Origin of the sequence: Parahaliea mediterranea (assembly GCF_017255185.1) — a bacterium.
In the GTDB taxonomy this organism is placed as follows: domain Bacteria; phylum Pseudomonadota; class Gammaproteobacteria; order Pseudomonadales; family Halieaceae; genus JAFKCZ01.
Map to the genome: position 1 here is coordinate 49,629 of NZ_JAFKCZ010000017.1, position 22,412 is coordinate 72,040.

Annotated in this window: 19 protein-coding genes; 14 read left to right on the forward strand and 5 right to left on the reverse strand. The window is 66.9% G+C overall.

Annotation, left to right across the window (positions count from 1 at the left end; translation table 11 throughout):
• Positions 1-8: 8 nt before the first annotated feature.
• From JYP50_RS18890 to JYP50_RS18920, 7 genes are all read left to right on the forward strand, one after another.
• A complete protein-coding gene (locus JYP50_RS18890; RefSeq protein ID WP_241263324.1) occupies positions 9-938 on the forward strand; it encodes an AAA family ATPase in 930 nt (309 codons plus the stop codon).
• Complete coding sequence (locus JYP50_RS18895; RefSeq protein WP_206562124.1) at positions 922-1,908, forward strand: DUF58 domain-containing protein; 987 nt, start codon at positions 922-924, stop codon at positions 1,906-1,908. The genes JYP50_RS18890 and JYP50_RS18895 overlap by 17 nt, the downstream gene beginning before the upstream one ends.
• Positions 1,905-3,917 carry a transglutaminaseTgpA domain-containing protein gene (locus tag JYP50_RS18900; protein WP_206562125.1) on the forward strand — a complete coding sequence of 671 codons (2,013 nt, stop codon included), beginning with the start codon at positions 1,905-1,907 and terminating at the stop codon, positions 3,915-3,917. Before JYP50_RS18895 ends, JYP50_RS18900 begins: the two co-directional genes overlap by 4 nt.
• Before the next feature lie 27 nt (positions 3,918-3,944).
• Positions 3,945-5,375 carry a HAMP domain-containing sensor histidine kinase gene (locus tag JYP50_RS18905; protein ID WP_206562126.1) on the forward strand — a complete coding sequence of 477 codons (1,431 nt, stop codon included), beginning with the start codon at positions 3,945-3,947 and terminating at the stop codon, positions 5,373-5,375.
• Positions 5,375-5,908, forward strand: a complete 534-nt coding sequence (locus JYP50_RS18910) for a hypothetical protein (RefSeq protein WP_206562127.1) — start codon at positions 5,375-5,377, stop codon at positions 5,906-5,908. Before JYP50_RS18905 ends, JYP50_RS18910 begins: the two co-directional genes overlap by 1 nt.
• A 6-nt stretch (positions 5,909-5,914) precedes the next feature.
• Positions 5,915-7,243, forward strand: coding sequence for a sigma 54-interacting transcriptional regulator (locus JYP50_RS18915; protein WP_206562128.1), 1,329 nt, complete (start codon positions 5,915-5,917; stop codon positions 7,241-7,243).
• A 295-nt stretch (positions 7,244-7,538) separates the two neighbouring features.
• Positions 7,539-8,210, forward strand: coding sequence for a hypothetical protein (locus JYP50_RS18920; protein ID WP_206562129.1), 672 nt, complete (start codon positions 7,539-7,541; stop codon positions 8,208-8,210).
• Between the two features lie 54 nt (positions 8,211-8,264).
• On the opposite strand, the gene JYP50_RS18925 is transcribed toward JYP50_RS18920, so the two are convergent.
• Positions 8,265-9,416 (reverse strand): GNAT family N-acetyltransferase/peptidase C39 family protein, encoded by a 1,152-nt coding sequence (locus JYP50_RS18925; RefSeq protein WP_206562130.1) that lies wholly within the window; start codon positions 9,414-9,416, stop codon positions 8,265-8,267.
• A 256-nt stretch (positions 9,417-9,672) separates the two neighbouring features.
• On the opposite strand from JYP50_RS18925, the gene speA reads away from it, so the two are divergent.
• Genes speA through nspC form a run of 3 tightly spaced genes read left to right on the forward strand, consistent with a single transcriptional unit; the run spans position 9,673 to position 14,000 of the window.
• Positions 9,673-11,613, forward strand: a complete 1,941-nt coding sequence (gene speA / locus JYP50_RS18930; RefSeq protein WP_206562131.1) for a biosynthetic arginine decarboxylase — start codon at positions 9,673-9,675, stop codon at positions 11,611-11,613.
• On the forward strand, positions 11,601-12,821 hold the full coding sequence (locus tag JYP50_RS18935; protein WP_206562132.1) for a saccharopine dehydrogenase family protein: 1,221 nt from the start codon (positions 11,601-11,603) through the stop codon (positions 12,819-12,821). The genes speA and JYP50_RS18935 overlap by 13 nt, the downstream gene beginning before the upstream one ends.
• A gap of 3 nt (positions 12,822-12,824) precedes the next feature.
• On the forward strand, positions 12,825-14,000 hold the full coding sequence (gene nspC / locus JYP50_RS18940; RefSeq protein ID WP_206562133.1) for a carboxynorspermidine decarboxylase: 1,176 nt from the start codon (positions 12,825-12,827) through the stop codon (positions 13,998-14,000).
• A gap of 109 nt (positions 14,001-14,109) precedes the next feature.
• On the opposite strand, the gene JYP50_RS18945 is transcribed toward nspC, so the two are convergent.
• Genes JYP50_RS18945 through JYP50_RS18960 form a run of 4 tightly spaced genes read right to left on the reverse strand, consistent with a single transcriptional unit; the run spans position 14,110 to position 17,143 of the window.
• Positions 14,110-14,460, reverse strand: coding sequence for a YciI family protein (locus tag JYP50_RS18945; protein ID WP_206562134.1), 351 nt, complete (start codon positions 14,458-14,460; stop codon positions 14,110-14,112).
• Between the two features lie 59 nt (positions 14,461-14,519).
• Positions 14,520-15,797, reverse strand: a complete 1,278-nt coding sequence (locus JYP50_RS18950) for a sigma-70 family RNA polymerase sigma factor (protein WP_206562135.1) — start codon at positions 15,795-15,797, stop codon at positions 14,520-14,522.
• A complete protein-coding gene (locus JYP50_RS18955) occupies positions 15,794-16,306 on the reverse strand; it encodes a gamma-glutamylcyclotransferase family protein (protein WP_206562136.1) in 513 nt (170 codons plus the stop codon). Before JYP50_RS18955 ends, JYP50_RS18950 begins: the two co-directional genes overlap by 4 nt.
• Positions 16,307-16,309: 3 nt before the next feature.
• On the reverse strand, positions 16,310-17,143 hold the full coding sequence (locus JYP50_RS18960) for an acyl-CoA thioesterase (RefSeq protein WP_206562137.1): 834 nt from the start codon (positions 17,141-17,143) through the stop codon (positions 16,310-16,312).
• 214 nt (positions 17,144-17,357) lie between these two features.
• Here JYP50_RS18960 and JYP50_RS18965 point away from each other — a divergent pair, with 214 nt between their 5' ends.
• The 4 genes from JYP50_RS18965 (at position 17,358) to JYP50_RS18980 (ending at position 22,337) form a co-directional block, all read left to right on the forward strand.
• Positions 17,358-17,534 carry a hypothetical protein gene (locus JYP50_RS18965; protein ID WP_206562138.1) on the forward strand — a complete coding sequence of 59 codons (177 nt, stop codon included), beginning with the start codon at positions 17,358-17,360 and terminating at the stop codon, positions 17,532-17,534.
• A 90-nt stretch (positions 17,535-17,624) separates the two neighbouring features.
• The gene (locus JYP50_RS18970; protein ID WP_206562139.1) at positions 17,625-19,547 is read left to right on the forward strand and encodes a PrkA family serine protein kinase; all 1,923 of its coding nucleotides are present in this window, start codon (positions 17,625-17,627) and stop codon (positions 19,545-19,547) included.
• Between the two features lie 22 nt (positions 19,548-19,569).
• On the forward strand, positions 19,570-20,829 hold the full coding sequence (locus JYP50_RS18975) for a DUF444 family protein (protein ID WP_206562140.1): 1,260 nt from the start codon (positions 19,570-19,572) through the stop codon (positions 20,827-20,829).
• Positions 20,826-22,337, forward strand: coding sequence for a SpoVR family protein (locus JYP50_RS18980; protein WP_206562141.1), 1,512 nt, complete (start codon positions 20,826-20,828; stop codon positions 22,335-22,337). Before JYP50_RS18975 ends, JYP50_RS18980 begins: the two co-directional genes overlap by 4 nt.
• The last annotated feature ends 75 nt before the right edge of the window (positions 22,338-22,412 follow it).

Below are 22,412 nucleotides of genomic sequence, written 5' to 3' on the forward strand. Positions count from 1 at the left end.
GCGAGGGGATGCAGATACAGGGTTTGATCGACCGGGCGGTGTCCGAGGTGGGCAAGGTGCTGCTGGGCAAGGAGCCGCAGATACGCCTGGCGCTGTGCTGCCTGTTCGCCCGCGGCCACCTGTTGATCGAGGATTTGCCCGGGATGGGCAAGACCACCCTGTCCCACGCCCTGGCGGATGTGCTGGGCCTGTCCTATACCCGGGTGCAGTTCACCTCGGACCTGTTGCCCGCGGATATCCTCGGGGTGTCGGTGTACAACCGCAACGACGCCAGTTTCAGTTTTCACCCGGGCCCGATTTTTACCCAGCTGTTGTTGGCGGACGAGATCAACCGCGCCACGCCGCGCACCCAGAGCGCGCTGCTGGAGGCGATGGCGGAGGGGCAGGTCACCATCGAGGGCGAAACCCGCGCCCTGCCGGAACCCTTTTTCGTGATCGCCACCCAGAACCCCATCCACCAGTCCGGCACCTACCCGCTGCCCGAATCGCAACTGGACCGCTTCCTGATGCGCCTGGAGCTGGGCTATCCGCACCCCCGGGCGGAGCGCGAGATGTTCCGCCGCAAAACCCTGCACGGCCCCGGCAACCAGCGCCTGTCGCGGTGCATCAGCGCCGATCAGCTGGCGCAGATCCGCGAGGCGGTGGCGGCGGTGCACGCCTCCGACAGCCTGCTGGACTACCTGCAGCGGCTGGTGGCCCATACCCGGGAGTCGCCGGAGTTCGAGGTCGGCCTGTCGCCGCGTGGCGCCCTGGCCCTGCTGGACTCGGCGCGTACCTGGGCGGTCATGAACAGCCGCGGCCACGTGGTGCCGGAGGACCTGCAGATGGTGTTACCCGCGGTGGTCGCGCACCGCCTGGTGCCCAGTGGCGACTATGCCGGCGACGGCATGGCGCTGGTCGCCCAGATGCAGCGCAACGTGGATGTCATCAAACCCTGATTCAGTGCTGCCCGTGGCCGCCTGGCGCCGGCGCTTCGGCGAATGGCTGAACCGGCGCATTCCGGCGGCGCGCAGCGTTACCCTCGACCAGAAACGCATTTTCATCCTGCCGTCGCGGGTGGGGGTGTTTTTCCTGGTCTGCCTGCTGGTGATGCTGCTCACCGCGATCAACTACCAGAACAACATGAGCTATGCGCTCACCTTCCTGCTGACCACGCTGTTTATCGTCGGCATCCTCCACACCTACGCCAATCTCTCGGGCCTGACCCTGCAGGCGGTGCGCGCGCGCCCGGCCTACCCGGGCCAGTTGACCGAGTTCGAGTTGCGCCTCGACCGCGGCGGCCGGCGCCCGCGCTTCGGCCTGCGCCTGGGCTGGCCCGGGGGCGACGAGCGCGTGGTGAGTCTGGTGGACAGCGACAGCGAGGAGGTGAAATTGCACTGTCCGGTGGGCGAGCGGGGCTGGTTTCACCCCGGACGCCTGCTGGTGGAATCCACCTATCCCCTGGGTTTGCTGCGCTGCTGGACCTGGGTGGACCTCGACCTGCGGGCGCTGGTTTATCCCCGGCCGCTGGCCTCGGCGGAGCTGCCCGGGAGCGCCGCCGACCAGCCGCGGGGCAGCGCGGTGCCGGTGGCCGGCATCGACGACTTCTACGGCTTTCGCAATTACCGCCAGGGTGACTCCCTGCGCCACGTGCACTGGAAGGGGCACGCCAAGGGCCAGAGCCTGCAAAGCAAGCAGTACGCGGCCTACGCCGATAGCAGCCTGTGGCTGGACTGGGCGGCCTTTCCCGGCGCCGCCAGCGAACGCCGCCTGTCGCACCTGTGCTACTGGGCGCTGGAGTTCGAGCGCCGCCACCGGGATTACGGGCTGCGCCTGCCGGGGGTAACGGTGGAGCCCGGCAGCGGCGAGCGGCACCTCGAGCGCGTGCTCACGGCGCTGGCACTGCACCCGGCGGGGCGGGTGTCGTGAAGGCCGTGCAGCAGGTGCCGCGCAACGCGCTGGCGTGGCTGCTGGTGAGCATGTTCGCGCTGCTGGCGCCCCACGCGCAGCGCGTACCCGTCTGGGTGCTGGCGGTGTACGCGGCCTGCGCGGTGTGGCGCCTGCAGGTGTATCGCGGGCGCTGGTCCTTTCCCGGCCGCCCGGTGAAGTTCGGCCTCATCCTGGTGGCCTGCGCCGGCATCTGGCTCAGTTACGGCAGTCTGCTGGGCCTGGAGCCCACCGTGGCGCTGCTGCTGACCGCCTTCGCCCTGAAATTGCTGGAGCTGGCGCGGCGCCAGGACGCCTACGTGCTGTTGTTCCTGGCTTACTTCATCTGTATCACCGAGTTCCTGTTCACCCAGGACCTGCTGATTGTGCTGTACGCCGTGGTCAACGTGTTGCTGGTGACCACCGCGCTGGTGGCCCTGCACCAGAGCGGCCGGCAGCGTTTCGACTGGAGCAGCCTGCGACACGCGGCGGTCATGCTGGCCCAGGCCTTTCCGCTGATGATCGTGCTGTTCTTCCTGTTTCCGCGCATCGGCCCCCTGTGGACGGTGCCGATCAAGACCCAGGCGGCGAAAACCGGGGTCAGCGACTTCATGCGCCCGGGGGATATCTCCCGGCTCAGCCAGTCCGGCGAGGTGGCTTTTCGGGTCCAGTTCGAGGGCGAGATTCCGCCCGCGTCGGAGCTCTACTGGCGCGGCCTGGTCTTCAGCCGCCTGCGGGACGGGACCTGGTCGAGTCTCGACTACTACGACCTGCCCCCCGGCGAGCGGCGCCCCGGCCCGGTGGCCACCCGGGGCGAGCCCCTGGACTACAGCGTGATCATGATGCCCACGCGGCAGAACTGGCTGTACAGCCTGCGCTACGCCGAATCCGCCCAGGGGGGCGTGATGCAGGCGCCGGACTTCCGGCTGTTCAGGCCGGTGGAGATCGAGGACCAGTACCGCTATCGGGCCCGCTCCTGGCCCGCCGCGCCGCTGGAGCCGGAATTGTCCGCGTGGCGCCGGGCCACGGAGCTGCGCCTGCCGCAACACGGCAACCCCGAAACCCGGGCGCTGGCGCGGCGGCTGCGGGAGGAGAGCGGCTCCGACGCCGACTATATCGAGCGCGTGCTGGCCATGTTCCGCGAGCAGCCCTTTGTCTATACCCTGCAACCGCCACTGCTGGGCGAACAGGCCATGGATGAGTTCCTGTTCCAGACCCGGCGCGGCTTTTGCGAGCACTACGCCCACGCCTTTACCCTGATGATGCGCGCCGCCGGCGTGCCCGCGCGGGTGGTCGCGGGCTACCAGGGGGGCGAGATCAACCCGGTCAATCGCACCGTGATCGTGCACCAGTTCGACGCCCACGCCTGGGCCGAAGTGTGGCTGGCGGGGGAGGGCTGGCGGCGGGTGGACCCCACCGCCGCGGTGTCGCCCGACCGCATTGAGCAGGGCCTCGAACAGGCCCTGGCGGGCGAGGGCAGCTTCCTCGCGGATTCCCCGCTGTCGGCGGTGCGCTACCGCAGCATCGACTGGGTGAACTGGCTGCGCCTGCGCTACGACGCGCTCACCTACCGCTGGCAGTCCTGGGTGGTGGGTTTCGACAGCGACCGGCAAATGGATTTCCTGCAGCGCTGGCTGGGGCAGCTGAGCGCGCGCACCTTCCTGGCGGTGCTGTTCGGCGGCTTTGCCCTGGTGCTGGTGCCGGTGGCGCTGAGCCTGCTGCGGCACCGCGGGCGAGTGCCGCGCGATCCGCTCGATCGCCTCTACCTGGCGCTCTGCGACCGGCTCGCCGCGCGCGGGCTTGCCCGGCGCAGGGGCGAGGCCCCCGGCGAATTCGCCGATCGCGTCGCCGTCGCGCTGCCGGCGGTCGGCGATACCGTGCGCCGGGCGACGGGGTTGTATACCGCGCAGCGCTACGGCCCGCCGACCACGCAGGAGGACAGTCGCCGGGCGCGGCGGGCGCTGCGCCTGGCCCTGCGCCAACTGGCCCGCCGCGGCAAGTATCGTGAGTGAAGTCGGCTTTGCCGCTATAATCCCGCCATGATTTGGCGCTCCCGTTCGATTCTCCAGTTGGTGTTGCTGGGCCTGCTGGCCGTGGTGGCCCCGCTGTGCGTGGGTATTTTCTATACTTTGCAGACCCTTGGCGCGCTGGCGCAGGAGAGCGCCGCCATGTCGCAGGCGGTGGTGTCGCTGACGCGGGTGACCCAGGTCCTGCAGACCGACCTGCTCGACCTGGAGCGCCGCGCGCGACAATACCTGACCCTCGAGGACGATAGCTTGCTGGTCCTGTTCCGGGAAGAGCGCGAACGCCTGCTGCAGCAGTTGGATGACATGGCGCGGGTGCGCGCCCTGGTGGACTCGCCGGACCCGGCGCTGGAGCAGGCGCGACTGGCGGTGGCCGAGGCCCTGCGGACGCTGCCGGGGGAGGGCGGGGCCCTGGCGCGGTCGATGGCGGACTTCGCCAACCTGGAGCGGACCAACGAGCAGTTCCAGCGACTCAGCCAGCGCTATGTGGACCGCCGCCTGGCCAACTATCGCGACCATGCCGAGGGTATCCGGCAATCGCTGTTGTTGCTGGTCAGCGCCCTGGTGGGGCTCACCGTGGTATTGTCGCTGGTGTTTATCTACTGGGTCAGTCGCCCGATCCGCCAACTGGAGACGGAAATACGCCGCCTGGCACAAAGTGGCCCGGGCCGCGCGATCACCATCTCCGGCCCGCGCGAAATGCAGGCCCTGGCCGGACAACTGGAGTGGTTGCGCGGGCGCCTGAACGAGGCCGACTCGCGCAAGCAGCAGTTTCTCATGCACATGTCACACGAATTGAAGACCCCGCTGGCGAGCCTGCGCGAGGGCGTGGACCTGCTGGCGGAAGAGGTGGTCGGGCGGCTGGCGCCGCGTCAGCGCGAAATCACCGAGATCCTCCAGGAAAACAGCCGCGAACTGCAGCGCCTGATCGAAAACCTGCTCGATTACAACCGCGCCGCCCACCAGAGCGACCTGCAATCGGAGCCGGTGGCGGTACAGGCGCTGTGCCGGGAACTGGTCCAGGTCCACGGGATCAGCGCCCGCCGCAAGCTGCTGGAGGTGAGCCTGGACGTCCCCGCCACGGACTGGGTGACCGACCCGTCGAAGCTGCGCACGGTGGTGGATAACCTGCTCTCGAACGCGGTCAACTATACTCCCAAGTCCGGCCGCGTACTGCTGCGCGGCCAGGTGGACGGGGCCGCGCTGCAGCTGGAAGTGGCCAATACCGGCGAGCCCATCCCGGACGCCGAGCGCGGCCGCATTTTCCAGCCCTTCTTCCAGGGCAGCGCCAGCCGCAGCGGACCGATCAAGGGCTCCGGCATCGGCCTCAGCGTGGCGCGGGAGTGCGCCCGCGATCTCGGCGGCTCGCTGGAACTGGTGGACCGCGCGGGCTATGCCGCCTGTTTTCGCATGGTCCTGCCCCAGGTCGGCCGGGTGGCGGCGTGATGCGGTCCCGCCTCGGACTGGCTGCCCTGGCCCTGCTGGCCGGTTGCCAGATGCTGCCGGAGGAGCCCCCGCTGCGCGAGGTGCCGCGGACCGCGCGCCCCTGCGTGACCGCGCCGGCGACGGCGCTGGAGCGCTGGATGGGCGAGATGACCTCGGTGGACAAGCTGTCGCAGGAGCAGGCCCGGGAACAGTTGTCGCTGATGCGAGGGGCCGGTGACAGCGCTTTCGAGCGCTACCGCTACGCGCTGCTCAACCAGCGCATCGGCGATGGCGCGGGCTGGATTCGCGCGCGCGATACGCTCCGGGGCCTGCGCGAGGAGGGGCTGGCGGAGCCCGGCCTGATGCAGTTGGTGGCCCTGCTGCAGCGGTTCAGCCAGGCGATGATCAACGCCGATGCGCGCCAGCAACAGCTGGCCGAGGAGCTGCTGAGTTCGCAGCAGGAGCGCGAGGCGCTGGCGGATAAAATCGAGGCCCTGACCAATATCGAGCAGACCATCAGCGAGCGCAAGAACCAGGGCGAGGACGGAGGTTAGACCGTAGTGGCCAGGATCCTGCTAGTCGACGACGACCCGGGCCTGTTGCGCCTGCTGACGCTGCGCCTCGAGGCGGAGGGCTTCGAGGTGCTGTGCGCGGAGAGCGGCGCCGCCGCGCTGGGCATGCTGGACGCCCAGCGCGTAGACCTGGTGATCAGCGACCTGCGCCTGGGCGATATCGACGGCCTGGCGCTGTTCGACCAGACCCGGGCGCGGTTCCCCGGGGTGCCGGTGATCATCATCACCGCCCAGGGCTCCATTCCCGAGGCGGTCGCCGCGACCCAGAAGGGGGTGTTCGGCTTCCTCACCAAACCGGTGGACAAGGACGAGCTGCTGGGTCAAATCCGCGACGCCCTCAGCCTCACCAGCCTCGGCACGGTGGAGGACGAACACTGGCGCGACCACCTGATTTCGCGCAGCGAGGCCATGGAACAGGTGCTGTCGCGGGCGCGGCTGGTGGCGGCCTCCGATGTCAGTGTGCTGATCACCGGCGGCAGCGGCAGCGGCAAGGAACTGCTGGCCCAGGCCATTCATCGCGCCAGCGAGCGCCGCGACAACCCCTTCGTACCCATCAACTGCGGCGCGCTGCCCGAGGCCCTGCTGGAGTCCGAGCTGTTCGGCCACGTGAAGGGCGCCTTTACCGGCGCCCTGCGCGACCAGCTGGGCCTGTTTCGCGCCGCCGATGGCGGCACCCTGTTCCTGGACGAGATCGGCGACATGCCCCTGACCCTGCAGGTTTCGCTGCTGCGTGTCTTGCAGGAGCGACAGGTGCGTCCGGTGGGCAGCACCGAGAGCCACCCGGTCGATGTGCGGGTGATTTCCGCCACCCACCGGGACCTGGAACACGACATGGAGGAGGGCGGCTTCCGCCAGGATCTGTTCTACCGCCTGAACGTGGTCAACCTGGAATTGCCGCCGCTCAGCGCCCGCCGCGAGGACATTTCCCTGCTGGCCACGCACTTCCTGCACAACAGCGCCAAGGGCAGCCGCGGCGATGTCAGGGCCTTTTCGCCGGATGCCATGGCGCTGCTGGTCAGCGCCCCCTGGCCCGGCAATGTGCGGCAGCTGGAAAACGTGGTCCAGCAGACGGTGGCGCTGGCGCAGAGTCGCGTCATTCCCGAATCCCTGGTGCGCGAGGCGCTCACCCACGAGGCCGACCTGTTGCCCTCGTTCAACGACGCCCGGCACCAGTTCGAGCGCGACTACCTGGTCAAGGTGCTCAAGTTGTCCGAGGGTAACGTCACCCAGGCCGCGCGTATCGCCCAGCGCAACCGCACCGACTTCTACAAGCTGATGCAGCGCCATAAGCTGAGCGCGGCGTCATTCAAGAGCTGAGATCGCCTTTTGGGTGTCTCAAAACAGCGACAGTCTAAGTCTTTGAAAAGTAACGATAAAATAAATATTTGTGAACTATGTCGCAAAATCACGACGAAAGCCGTCGGCCCCGCCGCTCTCCGCGGCGGGTGATTTTATTTAACTAATTGAAAAATAAAGTAAAAAAATAAACTGGCACGGCTTTCGCTATAGCTCTGGCCAGGAACATTGGCCCTAATCGCCCCCCGGTTGTGGCCAACCGGCAATGGATGTGCCCACGAATTATGTGGAGTGAAACAGCCGGAGAAGCAACCGCGTGGACTACTCGTTCGTCGTCGCCCGAGATACACAGTTACTGGATAAATACTACCGCCTCCGCGAGGCGTGTTTCAGGGAGGAACTGGGGATACCCGGGTTCAATGGCGGCGAGGACGACTTCGACCGCGCGGGCACCGTGCTGCTGGCGGTGGAGCGCGGCGGCCGGGTGCTCGCCGGCGCGCGTATCTACGGCAACCACCCGGGGCAGGGACGCCGCCTGCCGGTGGAGTGCAGCCAGTTTCGCCTGCGCAATTTCTTCCCCACGCTTGACCTGGCCAATGAGGCCTACTGCCACTGGGGGCGCCTGGTGATCGATCCCGACGTGCGCTGCAAGGTGTTCGCGCGATCCTTCCTGCGCCGCCTGCTGGACTGTACCGAAACCCTCGGCTACCGCTACGCCTTTATCGTTACCGACCGCCGCCGCTCCCGCTACTACCGTCAGATGCACCGCAGCATCGGTTACGACTACCGCATCTGCAACGCGGAAATTCCCTCCTCGGAATCGGACTTCGGCGGACTGGAACACCTGGTGTCCTACGCAGTGTTGCCATCTGGCGACAGCGCTGTCGCCCGCGATGAGCGCTGGCGTCATCCCGGGCGCCTGCAATGGCCCGGGCAGGTCGGCGAGGCGGGGCCGCTGCGGCTGGTGGAGAGCGGTAGCCACGCGTGAGGCGAGGGCCCGCGATCGGGCCACCCCGGTCGCCGGGTCCGGCAGGGAGGCGGGTCAGGTGGCCGGCGCTGGTGTTGGCGCGGTCCCCGGGCCGGCCTCCACGATCACCACCGCCCGCAGGCGGCTGCTGCCGAAGCGGCTCATGGCGTTGAAGCTGTCCCGGGCGATGGGCAGGTGCTGGCAATCCAGCGCGCTGCGCTGGGCGTCCGCGGCCTGTCGGGGATGGGTATCGCCGAGGTCGGGGTCGTGGACATACAGGCAGCTCTCGTCGAAACCGCTGAGCACCACCCAGTGCGGTGCCTTCATGTTGTCCAGCCGGTAGGTGGAGATCAGGATCAGGATATTGGCGCCGGCCTGGAAGCGTTCGGTCAGCTGGCCCTGGTCGATATCGGCGTGGCGCACCGGAATCCGGGCCGCCGCGCACTGCTCGACAAACTGCCGGTGCGCGATGCGCATCACCCGTTTTTTATTCTCGTCCCGCACCCCTTCCAGGAACAGCGGCCCCTCGATATTGATCCAGGCTTCGCTGGCAAAGCCGCGGCGGTGGGCGGCCAGTGCCAGGCCCAGGGGGTGGCATCCCCCGTGCCCGGAGGTCATGAACACCGTGGTCGCTTCGCGCCACAGCTGGATTTCGTCCTCCGGGCTGGGCCTGTAGCCGCCGGGCAGGCCGGCCATGGCCATCATCAGCGCCGCCGGGCCGCAGGTAAAGGCGGTGGTCTGCGCCAGCCAGGGCAGGGTGCGGCTGTCGCCGCCCGGGGCGTAGGGACGGATACACTTTTCCATGCGCAGGGCGCTGCCGTGGTCCTCGTAGTAGTCCTCGTAGCAACCGAACTGCTGGTAACCGAGTTTGCGGTACAGGTTGATCGCGGGCTGGTTGTCGCTCGCCACCTCCAGGCGCAGGTACAGGGCGCCGGCGTCCCGGGCGCCCTGTTCCACGGCCTTCAGCAGCGCCCCGGCGACACCCCGGCCCCGGGATTGGGGCGCCACCGCCAGGGAGTACAGCCGCGCCAGGCGGGTGCCCCGGCGCAGGGTGACCAGGGCATAGCCCAGCGCCTGCCCCTGGTCGACGGCCAGCAAAAACACGCGGTCGTGGTGGCGCAGCCAGCGGCGGAAGCTGCGGCGGCTGATGCGGTCGCTGTGGAAACTCTGCGATTCCAGCGCCAGCAGCTCGGGCAGGTCGGATTCTAGGGCGGGGCGGATATCCATGGCCGTGTCGTTGTCTGTGGATACAGGCCGCAGACTATAGCCCGGGGCATGGCGCGACAGCCAGAGCCCCCGGCGTGCCAATTATTCACAGTGTGGCGGCCATCGCGCGCGAATCGGGTCGCGGGGGTTAAATACCGCTTGCGTTGTGGGGGGGCGGGTCTAGAATGCTGCCGGTTTGTTTGCGACGACAGAATGCGTCGACGACTTCGCGGGGCCCGGCCCCGCGGCACGGGAGAGCCACGGGAGGATGTTACCCATGCCAGCTGTTGAACCCGAGAATTGGCAGGCGAGCGACAGCGCCGCCCTGTACGGCGTGGACGCCTGGGGCGCCGGCTATTACTCGGTCAATGAGCGCGGTGAGGTGCAGGTACACGTCGAGCACGAGGGCGCCCCGGTGGCGGTTTCGCTGCTCGACATCGTGCAGGGCATGCGCGCCCGCCACCTGGACATGCCCGCCGTGCTGCGGGTGCGCAACGTGCTGGACCACCGCATCGCGGTGCTCAACGAGTCCTTCGCCCGCGCCATCCGCGAGGGCGGCTACGGCAATGTCTACCGCGGCGTGTTCCCGATCAAGGTCAACCAGCAGTGCCATGTGATCGAGGAGATCGCCAACTACGGCCGCCGCTACCACCACGGCTTCGAGGCGGGCAGCAAGGCGGAGTTGATCATCGCCCTCAGCCAGCTGCGGGACACCGAGAGCCTGGTGGTCTGCAACGGCTACAAGGACGCCGAATTCATCGACCTGGGACTGTACGCGCGGCGCATGGGCTACCCGGTGTTCTTCGTGCTGGAGTCCCTGCACGAGCTGCGCATGGTGATCGAGCGCAGCCGGCGCCTGCAAATCGCCCCCTTGATTGGCGTGCGCATGCGCAGCGCGGTGAAGGTCGACGGCCACTGGAGCCAGGACAGCGGCGACCGCTCGATCTTCGGCCTGTCCACCACCGCGCTGTTGCAGGTGGCGGCTGAACTGCGCGAGGCGGGCATGCTCGACTGCCTGCAGATGCTGCACTGCCACCTGGGTTCCCAGGTGCCGAATATCCGCAACGTGCGCAGCGGCGTGCTCGAGGCCTGCCAGTTCTACGCCGGGCTGGTGGCCGAGGGGGCGCCGATGGGCTACCTGGATCTGGGCGGCGGCCTGGCGGTGGACTACGAGGGCGCCAGCGCCAATACCACCCACAGCATGAACTACCAGCTCGACGAGTACTGCGTGAACATCGTGGAGACGGTGCGCGAGACCCTGGACCCGCTGGCCATCGCGCACCCGGTGCTGGTGTCGGAGTCCGGCCGCGCCACCGTGGCCTATTCCTCCATGCTGCTGTTCAACGTGCTGGACGTGCGCGACTGCCTGCCCGGCCCGCTGCCGTCGGCGCCGCCGGAGGGCGGCTCGGAGCTGATCGCCCACCTGCTGGAGGTCCTGCAGCGGGTCTGCGCAAAGAACTACCAGGAGTGCTACAACGACGCCCTGTTCTACCGCGACGAGCTGCGCGAGCTGTTCCACCGCGGCCAGGCCAGCTTGCGCGACCGGGCCCTGGCGGAGGATCTCTGCCTGGCGGTGCTGCAGCGCATCAACGCGCTGCTGCCGCAACTCGAGCGCGTGCCGCCGGAGCTGGAGAGCCTGCCGGAGCAGCTCTCCGACATCTACTACGCCAACTTCAGCCTGTTCCAGTCGCTGCCGGACATCTGGGCGATCGACCAGCTGTTTCCGATCATGCCCATTCACCGCCTGGCCGAATACCCCTCGCGGGAGGCGATCCTGGCGGATTTGACCTGCGACTGCGACGGGCGCATCGACCGTTTCACGCTGCCCTCGGGGGAGCGCAGCACGCTGCCCCTGCACCCGCTGCGCGAGGGCGAGGGGGAGGACTACTATATCGGTGTCTTCCTGGTCGGGGCCTACCAGGAGACCCTCGGCGACTTGCACAATCTGTTCGGGGACACCAATGTGGTCAATGTGGCGGTCAACCCGGACGGCAGTTTCGATTTCGCCCGCGAGTTTCACGGCGACAGCATCGCGGATGTGCTGAGCTACGTCGAATACGAGCCCAAGCACATGCAGGAGCAGTTCCGCCGGGTGGCGGAAGAGGCGGTGCGCTCGGGCCGCATCAGCGTCGAGGAGCGCCAGCGCATCCTGCAGGCGTTTCGCGACAGCCTGCAGGGCTACACTTACTTTGAGAAGGAGGGTTCATGGCAAAGGTAATCATCATCGGCGCCGGCGGCGTCGGCGCCGTGGTGGCGCACAAGTGTGCCCAGGTGGAATCGGTATTTACCGACATCCTGCTGGCCAGCCGGACCGAGGACAAGTGCAAGGCGATCGCCGCGCAGATCGAGCGCCCGATCCGCACCGCCCGGGTGGACGCGGACAACGTGGCGGAGCTCACCGCGCTGCTGCAGGCGGAACAGCCGGACTTGGTGATCAACGTGGCCCTGCCGTACCAGGACCTGTCGATCATGGACGCCTGCCTGAACGCCGGCGTGGACTACCTCGACACCGCCAACTACGAGCCCCTGGACACGGCGAAGTTCGAGTACAAGTGGCAGTGGGCCTACCAGGACAAGTTCGCCGCCGCGGGCTTGACCGCGCTGCTGGGCAGCGGCTTTGACCCCGGCGCCACCAATGTCTTTACCACCTACCTCGCCAAGCACTACTTCGACGAGGTCGAGGAACTGGACATCATCGATGTCAACGGTGGCGACCACGGCTATCCCTTCGCCACCAACTTCAACCCCGAGATCAACATCCGCGAGGTCAGCGCCGAGTGCCGGCACTGGGAAAACGGCGAGTTCGTGACCACGCCGCCGATGTCGAAGATGGCGCGCTTCGAGTGCCCGGAAGCCGTCGGCAGCTACAACATCTACCGCATGTACCACGAGGAGCTGGAGTCGCTGAGCAAGCACTTCCCGACGCTGCGCCGCGCCCAGTTCTGGATGAGCTTCGGCGACAGCTACCTCAAGCACCTGGAAGTGCTGGAGAACGTCGGCATGACCGGCATCGAGCCGGTGGAGTTCCAGGGCCAGCAGATCGTGCCGATCCAGTTCCTGGCCAAGCTGCTGCCGGACCCCTCGACCCTCGGCCCGCGCACCAAGGGCCGGACCTGCATCGGCTGTATCGTGCGCGGCAAGAAGGACGGGCGCGAGCGGGTGATGTACCTGTACAACATCTGCGACCACGAGGCCTGTTACCGGGAGGTGCAGTCCCAGGCGATTTCCTACACCACCGGGGTGCCGGCGATGATCGGCGCCAAGATGCTCCTCGAGGGCCACTGGAAACGCCCCGGCGTGTGGAACATGGAGCAGTGCGACCCGGACCCCTTCATGGAAGACATGAACCGCTACGGCCTGCCCTGGACGGTGGTGGAACTGGACCCCGGTTTCCGCCTGGACGTGCACAAAGGCCAGGACCTGTAGGGCGTGGAAATCCACCAGTTCACCGATTTCTCGCGCCTGGACACCGCGCGCCTGCCGTCGCCCTGCTACGTGGTGGACGAGGTGGCGGTGGAGCGCAACCTGCGCATCCTGGCGGGGGTCGCCGAGGCCAGCGGGGCGAAGGTCCTGTCCGCCCTCAAGGCCTTCAGCATGTGGCACTTCGCGCCCCTGGTGTCGCGCTACCTCAGCGGCACCTGCGCCAGCGGCCTGCACGAGGCGCGGCTCGGCAGGGAGCACTACGGCGGCGAGGTGCACGTATTCGGCGCCGCCTACAGCGAGCCGGACCTGGCCGAGATCCTGGCCATCGCCGATCACGTGGTGTTCAACAGTTGCGGCCAGTGGCAGCGCTTTCAGCCCCAGGTGCGCGCGGCGCTGGCGGGGCGGCCCGAGCTGCGTTTCGGCCTGCGCATCAATCCCGAACACTCCGAGGGCGCGGTGCCGATCTACGACCCCTGCGCCCCGGGCTCGCGCCTGGGCATTCCCCTGTCGCAGCTCGACGAGCGCGCCCTGGAAGGCATCAGCGGGCTGCATTTCCACACCCTCTGCGAGCAGGATTTCCCGCCGCTTGAGCGCACCCTGGCGGCGGTGGAGGAGCGCTTCGGCCACCTGTTGCCGCGGATGGAGTGGGTGAACTTTGGCGGCGGCCACCACATCACCCGGCCCGACTACCAGGTGGATGCCCTGGTGGCGTGCATTCGCGACTTCGCCGCGCGCCACCGGGTGCAGGTCTACCTGGAACCGGGGGAGGCGGTGGCGATCGGCACCGGGGCGCTGGTCACCACGGTGCTGGACACCACCTGGAACGCCGTCGACCAGGCCATTCTCGACACCTCGGCCACCTGCCACATGCCGGACGTGCTGGAGATGCCCTACCGGCCGGGCATTCTCGGCGCCGGCGAGCCCGGCGAGCGGGGGTGCGACTACCGCCTGGGCGGCTTGACCTGCCTGGCGGGCGACGTGATCGGCGACTACAGCTTCGACGCCCCGCTGCAGGTGGGGCAGCGGCTGGTGTTCCAGGACATGGCCCACTACACCATGGTCAAGACCACCACCTTCAACGGCACCCGGTTGCCGGCGATCGCGGTGTGGAACTCCCAGACCGACGAGCTGCGGGTGATCCGCGAGTTTGGCTACGAGGACTTCCGCGGCCGCTTGTCCTAGCCGAAAAGCGGCCGAATGAATTCGGCCCTACACAAATTCCGCCCCGCCCCCTGTAGGGCCGAATTCATTCGGCCATCCCCGCCGAATCCCACCCCCATTCCGGGCCGTCTCAATCCGCCGCCTCCGGCCCCGGGTCCAGCTCCCGCACCGGCCGCACCTCGATACTGCCGATGCGCGCCGGGGGAATCCTCGCCGCCTTGTCCAGGGCCTCGTTGAGGTCGCGGGCCTCCAGCAGGTAGAAGCCGGCGAGCTGTTCCTTGGTCTCGGCGAAGGGGCCGTCGGTCACCGAGACCTGGCCGTTGCGCACCCGCACGGTGGTGGCCGTGGCCACCTCCCGCAGCGCGTGTCCGGCGAGAAAATGCCCGCTGTCCTGCAGGCCGGCGGCGCAGGCCATGCACTCGCGGTCGTCGATAGTGGCCATCTTGGCTTCCTCGCCATAGACCAGGCACAGGTATTTCATGGTGTCTCCTTGCTGTCGGTGATCGCGTATTCGTCGTTGGTAGTCGGGTAGGGGGGCGCCTATTCGACAGGCCGGTGTCGATTTTCCGGCGCCGCCCCCTCCAGCGCCGCGATACGACCGGCCAGGAAGCGCTGTTCGGGCGCCTGTTGCGCCAGCTCCAGGGCCCGGCGGTAGGCCGCCAGGGCCTCCCCGGAGCGCCCCAGCTGGCGCAGGAAGTCGGCCCGCGCGGCGTGCAGCAGGTGGTAGCGATCCAGCGCCCCCTCCGCGGCGAGTTCGGCGACCAGGGCCTCCCCGGCGGCGGGGCCGTCGCGCATGCCCACCGCAACGGCGCGGTTGAGTTCGATCACCGGGGAGGGCGACAGGGCCAGCAGCAGGTCGTAGAGGCCGACGATCTCGCGCCAGTCGGTGGCATCGAAGGAGGGCGCGCCGGCGTGCACCGCGGCGATCGCGGCCTGGAGCGCATAGGGGCCGTGGCCGCCCGCGCGCAGCGCCGCGGTCACCAGTGCCTCGCCCCGCGCGATCAGCTCGCGATCCCAGCGCTCGCGATCCTGGTCCGCCAGCAGCACCAGGTCGCCCGCCGCATCGGTGCGCGTGGCGCGCCGCGATTCCTGCAGCAGCATCAGCGCCAGCAGGCCGCGGGTTTCGGCGTGGGGCAGCAATTCCAGCAGCAGCTCCGCCAGGCGGACCGCCTCGCGGACGAGTTCGGGGGCGCCGAGCTCGGCGCCGCGACTGCTGGAATAGCCCTCGTTGTACAGCAGGTAGATGACTTGCAGGACGGTTTGCAGGCGCTCCTCCAGCGCCGCGCCGGCGGGCACCTCGAAGGCGATGGCGGCGTCGCGGATCTTGGCCTTGGCGCGCACGATGCGCTGGGCCAGGGTGGGCACCGGGACCAGGAACGCGCTGGCGATGGCCTCGGTGCTCAGGTCGCAGACCTCGCGCAGGGTCAGCGCCACCCGCGCGGGCTCGGCCAGGGCCGGGTGGCAGCAGGTGAAAATCAGGCGCAGGCGGTCGTCTTCCAGCGCGTTGTCGGCGAGGTCCGCCGGGTCCGGGGCCTCCGCCATCAGCGCGTCGCCGATCTGGTCCAGCTTGTCCCGATGGCGCGACTGGCGGCGCAGGGCATCGATGGCCTTGAAGCGTCCCGCCGACACCAGCCAGGCCCGGGGGTTGTCCGGGATGCCGCTCTCGGGCCACTGCTCCAGGGCGGCGCGGAAGGCCTCCTGCAGGGCCTCCTCGGCCAGCTGCATGTCGCCGAGCAGGCGGATCAGGCTGGCGTAGATGCGCCGGGACTCCTCGCGGTAGAGGGCTTCGATACGCCGCCGGGCGAGCGCGGCGCTCACTGCCTGTGTTCCCCCTGGTGCAGGGCGAATTCGCGGGCGGCCCGGCCGCGGTCCGGGTCGGCCCGGGTCGGGATGCGTTCCAGCGCTGCTAGGTAGTCCGCGGGCAGGTCCGCCTCGCGGGCGCCCCGCAGGACGTGGTGCAGATACCAGTCGAAGGGTAGCAGCGCGGCCTCGATGGCGGTGGCGTAGTAGGTGAAGGCGCGGTGGATCCCGCCGTCGGTGCCGGTCAGGGTCACATCCTTGATTTCGTAGCCCGCGCCCAGGCCCTCGATGCGGTCCAGTACCGCCTTGTCGGTCGCGGCCAGCTGGTACAGCACACCCCATACCCGATCACCGTCATTTCCGGTGTGCCAGGCGTCGCACTTGGCCGAGCCGTCGTGGCCCGCCTTGTGGAAGCGCAGCAGGTGCCGCGGCAGGTAGTGGCGCCCGCGGGAGCGCGCCGAGGGCGCGCGCGCCAGCAGCCGCGCCGCGGACATGTTGGAACCGTAGGCAAAATAGAACAACGGCAATCCCTACTCCTTGTAGTACACCACCTGATGGGTGGTGGCCAGCAGCGCGCCCCCCGCGCCCCACAGTTCGCCGCTGTGGTCGAAATAGCCATTGTGGAAGCGCTTGCCCCGGGCCCGGCACAACAGGTGGGCATCCCCCTGGTCGGCCAGCTCGCCGGCGTCGGCGTGGAAGTAGGTGCTGAGGCTGATCGTACCCACCGGCACGAAGGTGGGGCGACGCACGAAAATCCGTGGAAAGAAAACGTCCGACAGGGCCAGCAGGGCGGGGAAATCGAGGGGCCGGGCCGGCAGGTCCCGGGCCCACAGCAGGGTCTCGGAACTGTCCTGCGCGCGCGGCGAGTCGGCGAGGAAGCTCATGCCCCCGGAGATCACCCGGATGTCGTAGTTGGCCACCCATGCCGGCAGGTCGCGGCTGTCGATGGGCGGGTAATGTCCGGGGCCGGCCACCTCGGGGCGCGCCGCCTCCTGGGCCGACCACGTTTCCCGGCGACGGGCGAACACCGCGGTGGCGGTGAGGGGGATTGACCCGTCCTGGTGCAGCTCCAGTGCCCAGTGCTGCGATGAGCGGTTGGTGATGGTGGGGCGGGCGTGAATCTCAAAGGGCGTTTGCGCCACCGGTCCGCCAAAGTTGACAGTGATCGCAAGGGGGTCGCCCAGGCGCCGTTCGTGCATGCAGGGCGCCCGCAGCAGGCAGGCCGCGAGCACGCCGCCGAAGGGGCCGATGAAATTGGCGTAGGCGGGCGGAATACAACCCTGAAAACGGTCATCCGACAGCGCCTCCAGTGTCGTGGCGGCATCCAGTGGGTGTAGTGCGGGGACGGTGGCCGGTGACTCCATGCCGATACTCTCTCTTACTCTCGCTGTCGGGGAAGCGGGCTTTATACCAGCCCGGTTTTGTCCCTGGCAACCGCGGCGGGGGGACGGGTTTTGCGCGCGCCGCAATCGTTTTTGGCCAGGGGCGTGCCCGGATGGGGAATAAAAATTGCATCGTATCCCGGGCGCGGTCGCGACCGCGCCGCGGGGCCGCGGATCGGGAGTCGGGAGCTGCAAAATGGCGCCGCGGTGGCTGTTTTTGGTGCGCGAAGGCCGGGTTCGTCGCGAGGGCCGCGCGCGCTGCGCGGCAGCGGAAGGAGAGCAAAACAGGATGCGTGGAATTGCAAAAACCGAGGCGCGTAACGTTCCTATTAAAAAACGCTTTATGCGCAAAATCACGCATTTTATTTTTTAATATCTGCCTACTTATACGGGGAATTTCCTGTATGCTGAGATTGAGTCTTCAGTGGTTTTCTTTGTCTACGGGACAGGGAGGAATAGAACAATGAGCCTATTCGATCACTACCAGGACCGCTACGAATCGACGCGCGAGGAGGACTACAGCCTTCAGGAATACCTGGAGCTGTGCAAGTCCGAACCCAGCGCCTACGCCACGGCGGCGGAGCGGATGCTGCTGGCCATTGGCGAGCCCGAGTTAGTGGACACTTCGAAAGACCCCCGCCTGAGCCGCATCTTCGCCAACAAGATGATCAAGCGTTACGCCGCCTTCAGCGAGTTCTACGGCATGGAGGAGGCGGTGCAGAAAATCGTCTCCTACTTCCGCCACGCGGCCCAGGGCCTGGAGGAGCGCAAGCAGATCCTCTACCTGCTCGGCCCGGTGGGGGGCGGCAAGTCCTCGCTGGCGGAGCGCCTCAAGCAGCTGATGGAAAAGCAGCCCATCTACTGTATCAAGGGCTCGCCGGTGTTCGAGTCGCCGCTGGGCCTGTTCAACGCCGAGGAAGACGCGCACATCCTCGAGGAGGAGTACAACATTCCCAGCCGCTACCTGAAAGCGGTCATGTCGCCCTGGGCGGTCAAGCGCCTGCACGAGTACCACGGCGATATCAGCAAGTTCCGCGTGGTCAAGGTGTTCCCCTCGATCCTCGACCAGGTGGGCATTTCCAAGACCGAGCCCGGCGACGAAAACAACCAGGATATCTCCGCCCTGGTGGGCAAGATCGATATCCGCAAGCTCGAGCACTACGCCCAGAGCGACCCCGACGCCTACTCCTTCTCCGGTGGCATGTGCCGCGCCAACCAGGGCCTGATGGAATTCGTGGAAATGTTCAAGGCGCCGATCAAGGTGCTGCACCCGCTGCTGACCGCGACCCAGGAGGGTAACTACAACGGCACCGAGAGCATCGGCGGCATCCCCTTCGAGGGCATCGTGCTGGCCCACTCCAACGAGTCCGAGTGGCAGAATTTCAAGAACAACAAAAACAACGAGGCCTTCATCGACCGGGTCAATATCGTCAAGGTGCCGTACTGCCTGCGGGTGAGCGAGGAGATCGAGATCTACCGCAAGCTGCTGCAGAACAGCTCCCTGTCCGCGGCGCCCTGCGCGCCCGATACCCTGGATATCCTGGCCCAGTTCAGCGTGCTGTCGCGGCTCAAGGAGCCGGAGAATTCCAGCATCTACTCCAAGATGCGCATCTATAACGGCGAGTCCCTCAAGGACCGGGATCCGAAGGCCAAGTCAATCCAGGAGTACCGCGATAACGCCGGGGTCAACGAGGGCATGGACGGCCTGTCCACGCGCTTCGCCTTCAAGGTGCTGTCCCAGGTGTTCAACTTCGACGCGGTGGAAGTCGCCGCCAACCCGGTGCACCTGCTGTACGTGCTGGAAACCGCCATCGAGCAGGAGCAGTTTCCCCAGGATACCCACGACCGCTACCTGAATTTCATCAAGGAGTGGCTGACCCCCAATTACGTGGAGTTCATCGGCAAGGAGATCCAGACCGCCTACCTGGAGAGCTACACCGAGTACGGCCAGAACCTGTTCGACCGCTACGTCACCTACGCCGATTTCTGGGTGCAGGACCAGGAGTACCGCGATCCCGAAACCGGCGAGATCCTCAGCCGTTCGGCCCTCAACGACGAGCTGGAAAAAATCGAGAAGCCGGCCGGCATCAGCAATCCCAAGGATTTCCGCAGCGAGATCGTCAACTTCACGCTGCGCGCGCGGGCCAGTAACGAGGGCCGCAATCCCAAGTGGACCAGCTACGAGAAACTGCGCACCGTGATCGAGAAGAAAATGTTCGCCAGCACCGAGGATCTGCTGCCGGTCATTTCCTTCAACGCCAAGGCCTCGGCGGAGGACCAGAAGAAACACTCCGATTTCGTGGCGCGCATGGTCGATCGCGGCTATACCGAGAAACAGGTGCGGCTGTTGTCGGAGTGGTATTTGCGGGTAAGGAAGTCGGCCTAGCGCGCAGCGATCGGAGGACGAAGTGGGATTTCTGATTGATCGCAGGGACAACCCGAAGCAGAAGAGCGCCGTCAACCGGCAGCGCTTCCTGCGCCGCTATCGCGAGCAGATACAGCGTTCGGTCAGCGAAAACCTCAAGGGGCGCCACATCACCGACAACGAGCGCGGTGAAAAAATATCCATCCCCAGCAAGGACATCGGCGAACCCCAGTTTCACCACGGCCGCGGCGGCCGGGTCACCCACGTCGTGCCCGGCAACGAGGAGTACACCCGCGGCGACCGCATCCAGCGGCCCCAGGGCGGCGGCGGTGCCGGCGGCTCCCAGGGCAGCCCGGACGGGGAGGGCATGGACGAGTTCGTGTTCCAGATCAACCAGCAGGAATTCCTCGACGTGCTGTTTGACGACATGGAACTGCCCAACCTCACCAAGCGCCAGTTGTCCGGCCTGGAGGAATTCAAGCGCGTTCGCGGCGGCTTCGCCGCCGACGGCCCGCCCGCCAACCTCAGCGTGGTGCGCTCCATGCGTTCGGCCACCGCCCGGCGCATCGCCCTGGGCGCCGGCCGGCGCACCGAGCTGCGGGAATTGGAGCAGGAGCTCGCGGCACTGCCGCAAACTCCCGAGAACGAAGACCGCCGGGCGGAGATCGAGGCGCGCATCAACGAGCTGCGCGACGCGCTGGCGCGCATTCCCTTTCTCGACGACGTCGACATCCGCTATCACCGGCACTACAACGAGCCGGTGCCCCATTCCAAGGCGGTCATGTTCTGCCTGATGGACGTGTCGGGCTCCATGGACCAGTACACCAAGGACCTGGCCAAGCGGTTCTACATCCTGCTGTACCTGTTCCTGTCGCGCAATTACGACCGCACCGAGATCGTGTTCATTCGCCACCACACCATCGCCAAGGAGGTCGACGAGGAGGAATTCTTCAACTCCCGGGAGACCGGGGGCACCGTGGTGTCCAGTGCCCTTGACTTGATGAAGCATATCGTCGAGGCCCGTTACTCGCCGAGCGAGTGGAACATTTACGGCGCCCAGGCCTCCGACGGCGACAACTGGCCGGACGACGCCCCGCGCTGCCTGAAACTGATCCACGAGCTGCTGCCGCTGTGCCAGTACTACGCCTACGTGGAGATCACCGAGAGCGGCGACAAACCCCTGTGGCACACCTATGCCGGCCTCGACAAGCAGTGGAAGGATGTCTTCGCCATGCAGCACATCACCGGCCCGGCGGACATCTACCCGGTTTTCCACGAACTGTTCCGGAAGCAGTCGGCATGACGCGCAAACCGCTGTCCAACGAATCCGACTGGACCTTCGAGCTGTTGCAGGTCTACGAGCGCGAGATCGCGCGCATCGCGGGTGACTTCGGCCTCGATACCTATCCCAACCAGATCGAGATCATCAATTCCGAGCAGATGATGGACGCCTACGCCTCGTCGGCGATGCCCATCAACTACCACCACTGGAGTTTCGGCAAGCACTTTCTCGGCGTGCAGAATAACTACAAGCGCGGGCGCATGGGCCTGGCCTACGAGATCGTGTTCAACTCCAACCCCTGTATCGCCTACCTGATGGAGGAGAACACCCTGACCATGCAGGCCCTGGTCATGGCCCACGCCAGCTACGGTCACAACTCCTTCTTCAAGAACAACTACCTGTTCAGGACCTGGACGGACGCCGAGTCGATCATCGATTACATGGTGTTCGCGCGCAACTACATCGCCGAGTGCGAGCAGCGTCACGGCATCAGCGAGGTGGAGGAAACCCTCGACGCCTGTCACGCCTTGATGAACCACGGTGTCGATCGCTACAAGCGTCCCTACCCGCTGTCGCTGGAGGAGGAGCGCCAGCGGCGCGAGGAGCGCGAGGTCATCCTGCAACAGCAGGTCAACGAGCTGTGGAAGACGCTGCCGGTGCCGCAGTCGGCGGCACAGGAGCGGGAGCACCGGCGCTTTCCCGAGGAGCCCCAGGAAAACATCCTGTACTTCCTGGAGAAGAACGCGCCGCTGCTGGAGCCCTGGCAGCGGGAAGTGATCCGCATCGTGCGCAAGGTGTCCCAGTACCTCTACCCGCAGCGCCAGACCAAGGTGATGAACGAGGGCTGGGCCTGTTTCTGGCACTTCCATATCCTGCACCAGATGTACCGCGAGGGCCTGGTGACCGACGGCTTCATGATGGAGTTCCTGCAGTATCACACCGCGGTGGTTTACCAGCCGCCGTTCAATTCCCCGTACTACAGCGGTATCAATCCCTATACCCTGGGCTACGGAATGATGCAGGACTTGCGCCGGATCAGCGAGAACCCCACGGCGGAGGACCGGCAGTGGTTTCCCGACATCGCCGGCGCGCCCTGGCAGGAGACCATGGACTTCGCCATGCGCGACTTCAAGGACGAGAGTTTTATCCTCCAGTTCCTGTCGCCCAAGATGATTCGCGAGTTGAAGCTGTTCTCGGTGCTGGACGACGCCGACCGGGACTACCTCGAAGTGACCGCGATCCACGACGAGTGGGGTTACCAGACGGTCCGCGAGTCCCTCTCGGCCAACTACGACCTGGGCAATCTCGAACCGTATATCCAGGTTTACAATGTCAACGTGCGCGGCGACCGCGCCCTGACCCTGCGCCATGAGATGCACCGGGGCCGGCCGCTGGAAGCCGACAGCGCGGTGGAGGTGGTCAAGCACCTGCAGCGTCTGTGGGGCTTTGACGTGGTGTTGGAATCGGTGATGGACGGCGAGGTCAAATCGCGCATCGCGCACAGCGAACTCGGTGCCGCGCCGGACTAAACGGCGCCAAGGCTTGCCCGGCGTGGCTGTCGCGTTACAATCGGCGGCAGGTCATCATAAATTCCAACAAACCGT